The organism is Pseudescherichia sp. AS216, assembly GCF_037152055.1.
Taxonomy (GTDB): domain Bacteria; phylum Pseudomonadota; class Gammaproteobacteria; order Enterobacterales; family Enterobacteriaceae; genus Pseudescherichia.
On record NZ_JBBCMV010000003.1, the window covers coordinates 251584 to 263675 of the forward strand.

12 protein-coding genes are annotated in these 12092 nt (G+C 59.1%); 11 read left to right on the top strand and 1 reads right to left on the bottom strand.

All coding sequences use genetic code 11. The features are described from left to right. Nucleotides 1–37: 37 nt before the first annotated feature. Entirely contained in the window at nt 38–1045 is a 1008-nt protein-coding gene (gene flk / locus WFN61_RS10535) for a flagella biosynthesis regulator Flk (protein ID WP_144817399.1), read from the bottom strand. Nucleotides 1046–1170: 125 nt separating this feature from the next. Between flk and pdxB the strand changes: the two genes are divergently transcribed. The 11 genes from pdxB to argT all read left to right on the top strand — a co-directional run bounded on the left by pdxB (nt 1171) and on the right by argT (nt 11902). Continuing rightward, on the top strand, nt 1171–2307 hold the full coding sequence (pdxB, locus tag WFN61_RS10540; protein ID WP_312282729.1) for a 4-phosphoerythronate dehydrogenase PdxB: 1137 nt from the start codon (nt 1171–1173) through the stop codon (nt 2305–2307). A gap of 66 nt (nt 2308–2373) precedes the next feature. Next, complete coding sequence (locus WFN61_RS10545; RefSeq protein ID WP_144816908.1) at nt 2374–3387, top strand: aspartate-semialdehyde dehydrogenase; 1014 nt, start codon at nt 2374–2376, stop codon at nt 3385–3387. Continuing rightward, nucleotides 3387–4199 (top strand): tRNA pseudouridine(38-40) synthase TruA, encoded by an 813-nt coding sequence (truA, locus tag WFN61_RS10550; RefSeq protein WP_144816911.1) that lies wholly within the window; start codon nt 3387–3389, stop codon nt 4197–4199. The genes WFN61_RS10545 and truA overlap by 1 nt, the downstream gene beginning before the upstream one ends. Before the next feature lie 25 nt (nt 4200–4224). Then, the gene (locus tag WFN61_RS10555; protein WP_312282728.1) at nt 4225–4884 is read left to right on the top strand and encodes a DedA family protein; all 660 of its coding nucleotides are present in this window, start codon (nt 4225–4227) and stop codon (nt 4882–4884) included. A 103-nt stretch (nt 4885–4987) separates the two neighbouring features. After that, nucleotides 4988–5902 carry an acetyl-CoA carboxylase, carboxyltransferase subunit beta gene (gene accD / locus WFN61_RS10560; RefSeq protein ID WP_144816916.1) on the top strand — a complete coding sequence of 305 codons (915 nt, stop codon included), beginning with the start codon at nt 4988–4990 and terminating at the stop codon, nt 5900–5902. A gap of 69 nt (nt 5903–5971) precedes the next feature. Then, on the top strand, nt 5972–7240 hold the full coding sequence (gene folC, locus WFN61_RS10565) for a bifunctional tetrahydrofolate synthase/dihydrofolate synthase (protein WP_312175060.1): 1269 nt from the start codon (nt 5972–5974) through the stop codon (nt 7238–7240). Then, the gene (gene dedD, locus WFN61_RS10570; RefSeq protein WP_144816920.1) at nt 7230–7934 is read left to right on the top strand and encodes a cell division protein DedD; all 705 of its coding nucleotides are present in this window, start codon (nt 7230–7232) and stop codon (nt 7932–7934) included. The genes folC and dedD overlap by 11 nt, the downstream gene beginning before the upstream one ends. Before the next feature lie 185 nt (nt 7935–8119). Next, on the top strand, nt 8120–8608 hold the full coding sequence (cvpA, locus tag WFN61_RS10575) for a colicin V production protein (protein WP_144816923.1): 489 nt from the start codon (nt 8120–8122) through the stop codon (nt 8606–8608). 33 nt (nt 8609–8641) lie between these two features. Continuing rightward, entirely contained in the window at nt 8642–10159 is a 1518-nt protein-coding gene (purF, locus tag WFN61_RS10580) for an amidophosphoribosyltransferase (protein ID WP_042389531.1), read from the top strand. Nucleotides 10160–10252: 93 nt separating this feature from the next. Further along, nucleotides 10253–10834 carry a UbiX family flavin prenyltransferase gene (locus WFN61_RS10585; protein WP_144816925.1) on the top strand — a complete coding sequence of 194 codons (582 nt, stop codon included), beginning with the start codon at nt 10253–10255 and terminating at the stop codon, nt 10832–10834. A 285-nt stretch (nt 10835–11119) separates the two neighbouring features. Beyond that, nucleotides 11120–11902 (top strand): lysine/arginine/ornithine ABC transporter substrate-binding protein ArgT, encoded by a 783-nt coding sequence (argT, locus tag WFN61_RS10590; RefSeq protein WP_144816928.1) that lies wholly within the window; start codon nt 11120–11122, stop codon nt 11900–11902. Nucleotides 11903–12092: the final 190 nt, after the last annotated feature.

Here is a 12092-nt window from a genome sequence, read left to right on the forward strand (position 1 = left end):
TTGCGTTCTTATCCCGGTTATCTGCGTCAGGTGCGCGTTAAATCACCAGCCAGATCACCGCCATCACCACCAGCAGCGCGAGGGCAATCAGGCCCGGACGGGCAGAGAGCGACTTGACCGACTCCATCACCGGTGCGAACAGCGGATTGTAGATCGGCTGAATATTACGCGGCTCCAGCAGGGCCTCGTTGCGCTCGGCGCGGCGCAGGAAGATGTGGTTGAGCAGATCCTGCACCTGGGCGGTGGTCAGCACCGTCTGCGGCGTGACCTGATACGTCTGCTGGGCATAATCCTGCATGCTCTGCCATTCGCGCGCGTCCAGCGGCTGCTTCAGGGCCGACTGCACCGTATGCAGGGTCGGCGCCGTCTGGGTGCTCAACGTCTGGCGCGCCTGCAGCCATGTCAGGAGGTGGGCAAACTGCCTGGCTGGGATCGGCTCGCCGGTTTTCGCGCCGGAAAGCTCAATCATCGACTGCCAGATAAGCTTGCTGGACTCACCCGTGGCGGCAGCCAGCTTGGTGACCGCCTGGTTCAGCGTGTTGTGCTCGGCAGGCAGCATCGGGCGATCGGTGGCCGGGCGCTGCTGCGGCTGGGGGATCGCCAGCTCGCCTTTCTGCAGCATCACCAGCACGGTCTTAAGCTGCTCGGGAGAGAGTTGGCTAAGCGCCGTCTGGCCAAACTGATGGCGGATAAACGTGCTCACCGCCTGGCGATTGTTGCCCTGGCCCAGCAGCTCCGTCAGCTGTGAGAGCACCTGACGGTTAGCACTATTCTGGACGGCACCCTCCAGGCGCTGGGTCAGACTCTGCTCGGCGGCAGGGAAGTGCCTGGAGAGCAGGGGAGCGTCGTTTTTTAAACCCAGATCGTGCTTCACCCCGGCCCAGACTTCGGCGCTCTGCTGCTGCGTCAGGGCCACCAGACGGGTAATCAGCCTCTCCAGCACCGTGCGCTGCTGGGTGGAGAGGGGCTGGTCGCCTGCGGCTGTGGTGGGGGTGGTCGGCTCTTGCCCGGGAGGGCGCGCCGGCGCACCCTGAATGGGTTGCATCATCTCTGTCCTTCTCTCTTACGTATGCGGCTCGCGTAACGGTCTGCGGCATTGTCGGTATGCCTGGCGGCGAGATTATGGCACACTTGCGCCGTTATCTCCCGTTCTCATACAGGTACCGTAACGTGAAAATCCTCGTTGATGAAAATATGCCTTATGCCCGCGAACTCTTTAGCCGTCTGGGCGAGGTAAAACCCGTTGCAGGCCGCCCGATCCCCGTGGACGAGTTGGCTGACGCACAGGCATTAATGGTGCGCTCCGTCACCAGGGTCAATGCATCACTGCTCAGCGGGACCGCCGTTAAATTTGTCGGTACGGCTACCGCCGGAACCGATCATGTCGATCAGGCATGGCTGGACGAGGCGGGGATTGGCTTCTCTGCTGCACCGGGCTGCAACGCGATTGCGGTTGTGGAGTATGTCTTCTCCGCCCTGTTGATGCTGGCCGAACGCGACGGATTTACGCTGAAAGATCGCACCGTGGGCATTGTCGGCGTCGGCAACGTCGGGTCGCGTTTACAGGCGCGGCTGGAGGCGTGGGGGGTGCGCACCCTGCTATGCGATCCACCGCGTGCCGAACGCGGCGACGCGGGGGATTTCCGCCCGCTGGAGGCGCTGGTGCGCGAGGCTGATATTCTCACCTTCCACACGCCGCTGTTCAAAGAGGGGCCGTATAAAACGCTGCACCTTGCTGACAACGCGCTGATTAGCGCCCTGAAGCCGGGCGCGATCCTGATCAATGCCTGCCGGGGCGCGGTGGTGGACAACGCCGCACTGCTCACGCGTCTGGAGGCCGGGCAGGATCTCAGCGTGGTGCTGGACGTGTGGGAGCCGGAGCCGGATCTCAACGTCGAGCTGCTCAAGCGTGTCGATATCGGGACGCCGCACATCGCCGGCTACACCCTGGAGGGCAAGGCGCGCGGCACTACCCAGGTCTTTGAAGCCTTTAGCGCCTTTATCGGCCATCGCCAGCAGGTTGCCCTCGATACCCTGCTGCCCGCGCCGGAATTTGGCCGCATCACTCTGCATGGCCCCCTCGATCAGCCAACGCTGAAAAGAGTGGCCCATTTGGTGTATGATGTGCGCCGCGATGATGCACCCCTGCGTAAAGTGGCGGGCATCCCGGGTGAGTTTGATAAGCTGCGCAAAAACTATCTTGAGCGCCGCGAGTGGTCATCGCTCTATATTCAGTGTGATGACGCCGAGGCCGCAAGCCTGCTGCATAAGCTCGGTTTTACCGCCGTCTATCACCCGACGCACTAAACTTATTCTCTTTCGCTCTCCGCCCTGCTGCGGGGAGCGTACTGCTATTGTCTGGAGTAAACCACCATGTCAGAAGGCTGGAACATTGCCATCCTGGGCGCGACCGGCGCTGTCGGCGAAGCCCTGCTCGAAACGCTTGCTGAGCGTCAGTTCCCGGTGGGCGATCTGTATGCGCTGGCCCGTCACGAGAGCGCCGGTAAAGATCTGCGCTACGTGGGTAAAACAATCTATGTCCAGGACGCCGCCGAGTTTGACTGGACGCAGGCGCAGCTGGCCTTTTTCGTGGCTGGCGCGGAGGCTTCAGCTACCTATATTGAAGAGGCGACCAACGCCGGCTGCCTGGTGATCGACGCCAGCGGCCTGTTTGCGCTGGAGCCGGACGTGCCGCTGGTTGTGCCGGACGTTAACCCGTTTGTGCTGGCCGACTACCGCAACCGCAACGTGATTGCCGTCGCCGACAGCCTCACCAGCCAGCTGCTGACCGCGCTGAAGCCGCTGATTGAGGCGGGTGGCCTGTCACGCATTGCTGTGACCAACCTGCTGTCGGTCTCGGGTCAGGGCAAGGCGGCGGTGGATGCGCTGGCCGGGCAGAGCGCCAAACTGCTCAACGGCATTCCCGTGGATGAAGAGGACTACTTTGGCCGCCAGCTGGCGTTCAACATGCTGCCGCTGCGCGTTGATGGCGAAGGCAGCGTCCCTGACGAGCGCCGCGTCGTCGACCAGGTGCGCAAGGTGCTGCAGGATGAGGGGCTGATGATCTCCGTCAGCAGCGTCCAGTCGCCGGTCTTCTACGGCCACGCGCAGATGGTTACCTTTGAAGCCCTGCGTCCGCTGGCGGCGGAAGAGGCTCGCGACGCCTTTGCCCATGGCGAAGATATCGTCCTCTCCGAAGCGGGTGAGTTTCCGACCCAGGTGGGAGATGCCTCCGGTAATACTCAGCTCTCCGTCGGCTGCGTGCGTAACGACTACGGCATGCCGGAGCAGATCCAGTTCTGGTCCGTCGCCGACAACGTGCGCTTCGGCGGCGCGCTGATGGCGGTGAAGATCGCTGAGAAGCTGGTCCAGGAGTATCTCTACTGATGTCAGAAGTGCAGGAGAAGCCGGTCTATCGGATCGCGCTGGGCATTGAGTACGACGGCAGCAAATATTACGGCTGGCAGCGGCAGAACGAAGTTCGCAGCGTGCAGGAGAAGCTGGAGAAGGCGCTCTCGCAGGTTGCAAACGAGCCGATCTCGGTCTTCTGCGCGGGCCGCACCGATGCAGGCGTGCACGGCACGGGGCAGGTGGTGCACTTCGAGACCACCGCCCTGCGTAAAGACGCTGCCTGGACGCTGGGCGTAAATGCGAATTTACCTGGTGACATTGCGGTGCGCTGGGTGAAAGATGTGCCCGATGATTTTCATGCCCGATTTAGCGCCACGGCTCGCCGTTACCGCTACGTCATCTACAACCATCGCCTGCGTCCGGCGGTGCTTGGCCAGGGCGTGACGCACTACCATCAGCCGCTGGACGCAGAGCGGATGCACCGCGCGGCCCAGTGTCTGATTGGCGAGAATGACTTTACCTCGTTCCGGGCGGTACAGTGCCAGTCGCGCACGCCGTGGCGTAACGTGATGCACATTAACGTAACCCGTTACGGTGCATATGTGGTGGTCGATATCAAAGCCAATGCCTTTGTACATCATATGGTCAGGAACATTGTCGGCAGCCTGATGGAAGTAGGTAGCCACAACCAGCCGGAGAGCTGGATAGCAGAGCTGCTGGCGGCCAGGGATCGTCGGCTTGCAGCGGCAACGGCAAAAGCGGAAGGGCTGTACCTGGTGGCGGTGGACTATCCCGCCAGGTTCGCGCTGCCGGTATTGCCTATGGGCCCGCTGTTTTTAGCGGACTAAATGCAGACAGACAAAGGCTAATGACATGGATTTTATCTACTTTCTGATCGACTTTATCCTGCACATTGATGTGCACCTGGCGGAGCTGGTGGCCGAATACGGCATTTGGATCTACGCCATCCTGTTCCTGATTTTATTCTGTGAAACCGGGCTGGTGGTCACGCCGTTCCTGCCGGGCGACTCGCTGCTGTTCGTGGCCGGGGCGCTCTCTGCGCTGCCGAGCAACGATCTCAACGTGCATATGATGGTGATGCTGATGATTGTCGCGGCGATCCTCGGCGATGCGGTGAACTACACCATTGGCCGTCTGTTTGGCGATCGGCTCTTCAGTAATCCCAACTCCAAAATCTTCCGTCGCAGCTACCTCGATAAGACCCATGCCTTCTACGACAAGCATGGCGGCAAGACGATCATTCTGGCGCGATTTGTGCCGATCGTCAGAACCTTCGCGCCTTTTGTGGCGGGAATGGGGCATATGTCCTATCGTCATTTTGCGGCTTATAACGTCATCGGCGCGCTGCTGTGGGTGCTGCTGTTTACCTATGCAGGCTATCTGTTTGGCGATCTGCCGGTTGTGCAGGAGAATTTGAAGCTGATGATCGTCGCGATTATCGTGCTCTCTATCCTGCCAGGCGTAGTCGAAATTATTCGTCATCGACGGGCGGCATCACGACAGGCAAAATAGGAACCCGGCAACGGTTCGACCACTTTTTTGTCCCAAGTTGCCGACTGTTATGTTTTAATGTGCACCATTTATGGGCTACCAGGTTCATGCAGAAAGGTTATCAATGAGCTGGATTGAACGAATTAAGAGCAATATTACTCCCACCCGCAAGGCAAGCATCCCTGAGGGCGTGTGGACCAAATGTGACAGCTGCGGTCAGGTGCTTTACCGTGCCGAACTGGAGCGTAACCTGGAGGTCTGCCCGAAGTGTGACCACCACATGCGTATGTCAGCGCGTAATCGCCTGCATAGCCTGCTGGACGAAGGGTCCATGGTGGAGCTGGGTAGCGAGCTTGAGCCGAAAGATGTGCTGAAGTTCCGCGACTCTAAGAAGTACAAAGATCGTCTGGCCACGGCTCAGAAAGAGACCGGTGAGACAGACGCGCTGGTGGTGATGAAAGGCACCCTGCACGAGATGCCGGTTGTGGCGGCAGCCTTTGAGTTTGCCTTTATGGGCGGCTCCATGGGCTCGGTTGTGGGCGCACGTTTTGTCCGTGCCGTTGAGCAGGCGCTGGAAGACAACTGCCCGCTGATCTGCTTCTCCGCTTCCGGCGGGGCGCGTATGCAGGAAGCGCTGATGTCCCTGATGCAGATGGCGAAAACCTCTGCCGCGCTGGCAAAAATGCAGGAGCGCGGTCTGCCGTATATCTCCGTGCTGACCGACCCGACCATGGGCGGCGTCTCTGCAAGCTTTGCGATGCTGGGCGATCTCAATATCGCTGAGCCGAAGGCGCTTATCGGCTTTGCCGGTCCGCGCGTTATCGAGCAGACCGTGCGTGAGAAACTGCCGCCGGGCTTCCAGCGCAGCGAGTTTCTGATTGAGAAAGGCGCGATCGATATGATCGTGCGTCGTCCAGAGCTGCGCCTGAAGCTGGCGAGCATTCTGGCGAAGCTGATGAACCAGCCTGCACCCAACCCGGATGCCCCGCGTGAAAGCGTAGTGGTACCGCCGGTACCGGATCAGGAAGGCGGAGTCTGATAAATCAGGAGGCAGGGCCAGCCGGCTCTGCCTTTTTTCTTTTCACACTGGCAGCAATCCCCGGGCACTATGGAAATGAAAAGCACTCCTCAAGCCACGTCGCCCCTGGCCACGTGGCTTTCTTATCTGGAAAACCTACACGGTAAAACCATCGATATGGGTCTTGAGCGCGTCAGCCGGGTGGCCGCGGCGCTGGATGTCTTAAAGCCCGCACCTTTCGTCTTTACCGTGGCAGGCACCAACGGCAAAGGCACCACCTGCCGTACGCTGGAGTCGATTTTGCTGGCGGCAGGCTACCGGGTTGGCGTCTACAGCTCGCCCCATCTGGTGCGCTATACCGAGCGCGTGCGCGTGCAGGGCGGGGAGCTTCCCGAGCTGGAGCATACTCGTTCGTTTGCCGCCATTGAGGCCGCCCGCGGCGAAACCTCACTTACCTACTTTGAGTACGGCACGCTCTCGGCGCTGTGGCTGTTTAAGCAGGCCGCGCTGGACGTGGTCATTCTTGAAGTCGGGCTGGGCGGACGTCTGGACGCCACCAACATGGTGGATGCTGACGTGGCAGTGGTCACCAGCATCGCCCTCGATCATACCGACTGGCTGGGGCCGGATCGCGAAAGTATTGGCCGGGAAAAAGCCGGGATCTTCCGCGGCGACAAACCGGCTGTGGTGGGTGAACCCGATATGCCGCATACCATTGCTGAGGTGGCGAGCGAGAAGGGGGCCAACCTGCTGCGTCGCGGGGTCGACTGGCACTACGCGGTAGCGGATAATAGCTGGACATTTCAGGATACGGCGGGCGAGCTGAGCGCGCTGCCGCTGCCCCACGTTCCACAGCCGAATGCGGCGACCGCCCTGGCGGCGCTGCGCGCCAGTGGGCTAAAGGTGAGCGAGCAGGCAATCCGCGAGGGCATTGCCAGCGCGATCCTGCCGGGGCGTTTTCAGACGGTGAGCGAGTCACCAAGGGTGATCCTCGACGTGGCGCATAACCCGCACGCGGCGGCTTACCTTGCAGGACGGCTTGCAGCCCTGCCATCTCACGGGCGGGTACTGGCGGTGGTCGGGATGCTGCACGATAAAGACATCGGCGGTACGCTGGCCTGTCTGGAGCAGTGCGTCGATAGCTGGTATTGTGCCCCTCTGGAGGGGCCACGCGGTGCAACAGCAGAGCAGCTGCTGGCCCATCTGAAAGGCGGGGCGGCATTTGCTGACGTCGAGCAGGCGTGGCGCGCGGCAATGGCGGATGCCAGACCTGAAGATACCGTGCTGGTGTGTGGTTCATTCCACACGGTGGCACATGTCATGGAAGCGATGGACGCGGGGAGAGCAGGTGGCAAGTAAGTTTCAGAACCGTTTAATGGGAACCATTGTGCTGGTGGCGCTGGGGGTGATTATCCTGCCAGGGCTGCTGGACGGGCAGAAAAAACACTATCAGGACGAGTTTGCGGCGATCCCGCTGGTGCCAAAGCCAGGCGATCGCGACGAGCCGGACATGATGCCAGCGGCCACGCAGGCGCTACCGGCCCAGCCGCCGGAGGGCGCGGCGGAAGAGGTGCGGGCGGGGGATGCCGCCGCGCCGTCGCTGGAAACGTCTCGCCAGGCGCTAGAAGGCAGCGCGCTGGAGGCAGAGCAGTATCCGGTAGAGACGCCGAAAGCGAAGCCGGTGGAAAAGGCGCAGCCTAAGCCGCAGCCACAGCCGCAGCGTGACCGAGCCAGCGAGCAGTTAGCGGCCGCGAACGACGCGCCGGTGGCCCCGCCTAAACCGGCGGCGGAGGAGAAACCTGCGCCAACCGGCAAAGCCTGGGTCGTCCAGCTTGGGGCGCTAAAAAATGCCGATAAAGTCACCGAGATCGTCGGCAAGCTGCGCGGAGCAGGGTATCGCGTTTACACTATTCCAAATACGCCGGTACAGGGTAAAATAACCCGCATTCTGGTCGGCCCGGACGCCTCCAGAGACAAGCTAAAAGGATCGCTCGGGGAGTTAAAACAGCTCTCAGGCTTAAGCGGCGTGGTGATGAACTACAGCGCAAACTGATCCTTTGGCGGGTTAAAAAAAGCGCGGCCGGCAGGCCCATAGAGGCAAAAGGTCTGATGGCGTTGAATATTTTTTCAGCGCCATTTTTATTTTCGCGCGGCACGGAAATCGCTACGCAAACGTTTTCTTTTTCTGTTAGAATGCGCCCCGAACTGGACGACAGGGCGTAAAATCATGGGACACATATGGTCTGGATTGATTACGCCATCATCGCGGTAATAGGTTTTTCCTGTCTGGTTAGCCTGATCCGTGGCTTTGTACGTGAAGCGTTATCGCTGGTGACATGGGGTTGTGCTTTCTTTGTTGCCAGTCATTACTACACTTACCTGTCTGTTTGGTTCACGGGCTTTGAAGACGAACTGGTGCGGAACGGGATTGCTATCGCAGTACTGTTTATCGCAACGCTGATTGTCGGCGCTATTGTTAACTACATTTTCGGCGCGCTGGTCGATAAAACCGGCCTGTCGGGAACCGACAGGGTGTTGGGGATTTGCTTCGGTGCGCTACGTGGGGCGCTGATTGTTGCCGCAATCCTGTTCTTTCTCGATACCTTTACCGGGTTCTCGAAAAGCGATGACTGGCAGCGTTCGCAGCTGATCCCACAGTTCAGTGTTATCATCAGGTGGTTCTTTGACTATCTGCAAAGCTCGTCTAGTTTTTTGCCCAGGGCGTAAGCCCTGCGATGTGGCCTAGCGAGGAAAAGACGTATGTGCGGTATTGTCGGTATCGCCGGTGTTATGCCGGTAAACCAGTCGATTTATGACGCGTTAACGGTGCTTCAGCACCGTGGTCAAGATGCCGCAGGCATCATCACTATCGATGAAAACAACTGCTTCCGTTTACGTAAAGCGAACGGGATGGTTAGCGATGTATTTGAAGCCCGCCACATGCAGCGCCTCCAGGGGAATATGGGTATCGGCCATGTGCGTTACCCCACCGCTGGTAGCTCCAGCGCGTCTGAAGCGCAGCCCTTCTACGTTAACTCGCCGTATGGCATCACGCTTGCCCACAACGGCAACCTGACCAACGCCCACGAGCTGCGTAAGAAGCTGTTCCAGGAGAAGCGTCGCCACATCAACACCACCTCCGACTCTGAAATCCTGCTCAATATTTTCGCCAGCGAGCTGGATAACTTCCGCCACTACCCGTTAGAGGCGGATAACATTTTTGCCGCTATCGCCGCGACCAACCGCCAGATCCGCGGCGCGTACGCCTGCATCGCGATGATTATCGGTCACGGCATGGTCGGCTTCCGCGATCCCAACGGCATCCGTCCGCTGGTGCTGGGCAAGCGTGACATCGGCGACGGCCGCACCGAGTATATGATGGCCTCCGAGAGCGTGGCGCTGGATACGCTGGGCTTTGAGTTCCTGCGTGACGTTGCCCCTGGCGAAGCGGTCTACATCACCGAGAAGGGCCAGCTCTCTACCCGCCAGTGCGCCGACAACCCGGTCAGCAACCCGTGCCTGTTTGAGTATGTCTACTTCGCCCGTCCGGACTCCTTTATCGACAAGATCTCCGTCTACAGCGCCCGCGTTAATATGGGTAAAAAGCTGGGGGCGAAGATTGCCCGCGAGTGGGAAGATCTCGACATTGACGTGGTGATCCCGATCCCGGAGACCTCCTGCGATATCGCGCTGGAGATTGCCCACATTCTGGATAAACCCTACCGTCAGGGCTTTGTGAAGAACCGCTACGTTGGCCGCACCTTTATCATGCCCGGCCAGCAGCTGCGTCGTAAATCTGTACGCCGTAAGCTGAACGCTAACCGCGCCGAGTTCCGCGACAAGAACGTGCTGCTGGTGGATGACTCCATCGTGCGCGGCACCACCTCGGAGCAGATCATTGAGATGGCACGCGAAGCCGGGGCGAAGAAAGTTTACCTCGCCTCAGCAGCACCGGAGATCCGCTTCCCGAACGTCTACGGCATCGATATGCCAACCGCGAACGAGCTGATCGCCCACGGGCGTGAAGTGGACGAGATCCGCCAGATCATCGGCGCTGACGGCCTGATCTTCCAGGACCTCAACGATCTCATCGACGCGGTACGCGCCGAGAACCCGGATATCCAGCAGTTTGAGTGCTCGGTGTTCAACGGGATCTACGTGACCAAAGACGTGAACCAGCAGTACCTCGACTATCTCGACTCTCTGCGCAATGACGATGTCAAAGCCGTGCAGATGCAAAACGATCTCGAAAGCTTAGAGATGCATAACGAGGGTTAACTCTCGCGCGCCCTGCGTTCGCAGGGCGCTTCAACGTTGCAACGCCCGCTATAATCCGGCAAAGTCCTCTCACGAAAGTAAAAGGACGGGAATATGAAACGACTGATTATTGGCATCTCGGGTGCCAGCGGGGCCATCTATGGCGTGCGTCTGCTACAGGTGCTGCGCGACGTGGCTGAAGTGGAAACCCATCTGGTCATGAGCAACGCCGCCCGCCAGACGCTGGCGCTGGAGACCGACCTCTCCCTGCGTGACGTGCAGGCGCTCGCCGACGTGGTGCATGACTCGCGTGATATCGCCGCCAGCATCTCCTCCGGCTCGTTTAAAACCGCTGGTATGGTGATCCTTCCCTGTTCCATCAAAACCCTCTCCGGCATCGTTCACAGCTATACCGACAGCCTGCTAACGCGTGCGGCGGACGTGGTACTGAAAGAGCGCCGCCCGCTGGTGCTCTGCGTACGGGAAACGCCGCTGCATCTCGGCCATCTGCGGCTGATGACGCAGGCAGCGGAGCTGGGCGCGGCGATCATGCCCCCGGTCCCTGCCTTCTATCATCGCCCACAGACCCTCGATGACATCATCAACCAGACGGTGAATCGCGTTATCGATCAGTTCGACATTGACCTGCCGGAAGATCTCTTTACCCGCTGGCAGGGACCCGCTGCGTCAAAATAGTGCATCTCACCTGGATTGCCCTGTTTCAGGGCAAATCTGCAAGCGCGATCATATCCTCAACATTTAACCGCTGTTTTCAGTTTGTAACGCTGCGGTTCATTTGGCAGACCTGCTATCTTTCACCCTAACGGTAATGCTGCAACCTTTTATTAACATTTCTGACGGCGATTATTATTCGTCATGAGAAAGTGGCATAAGACGTGCAAGCATCAGCGGGTAACACAACACAACGTATACAACAACAACACGCAATAGATAATAAAATCAGAAACTCGAGGGTAATGTATGAAGAAGACGGCTGTAGCTCTCTCTTTACTGCTGGGACTCTCCAGCGCCGCCAGCGTTTACGCTGCGCTTCCTCAGACCGTGCGCATTGGTACGGACGCGACCTATGCGCCATTCTCGTCTAAAGACGCGAAGGGTGAGTTTGTCGGCTTTGATATCGACCTCGGCAACGAGATGTGCAAACGTATTCAGGTTAAGTGCACCTGGGTGGGCAGCGATTTTGACGCGCTGATCCCCTCCCTGAAAGCCAAGAAAATTGATGCCATCATCTCTTCTCTCTCTATTACTGAAAAGCGCCAGCAGGAGATCGCCTTCTCCGATAAGCTCTACGCTGCCGATTCACGTCTGATTGCCGCCAAAGGCTCGCCGATCCAGCCGACCATTGAGTCGCTGAAGGGCAAGCACGTTGGCGTGTTACAGGGTTCAACTCAGGAAGCCTTTGGCAACGCCAACTGGCGCAGCAAAGGCATTGATGTGGTTGCCTACCAGAACCAGGATCTGATCTACTCTGACCTTGCCGCCGGTCGTCTGGACGCCGCCCTGCAGGATGAGGTTGCCGCCAGCGAAGGCTTCCTTAAACAGCCTGCCGGGAAAGAGTTCGCCTTCGCCGGTCCGTCGGTAAAAGATAAAAACTTCTTCGGTGACGGTACCGGGGTTGGCCTGCGCAAAGACGATACCGAGCTGAAGGCCGCGTTCGACAAAGCGCTGGGGGAAATCCGCAAAGACGGTACCTATGACAAAATGGCGAAAAAATACTTCGACTTTAACGTTTACGGTGACTAAGTGACGGTACGCCTTTGCACCAGGGTGGTGATCCAGCATGGTGCATTGATGCGGTTGATGCCTTACGGCGGTGCGGTAAACGTACTTAAGTCAGGCAACGGGACCTAAAACAGCATAGTTAAGCAGTGGCGCTGCAAAAAAAAGCGCCCGGCAGGGCAGAATATTTTGCCTTGCCGGGCCGAATAATGGC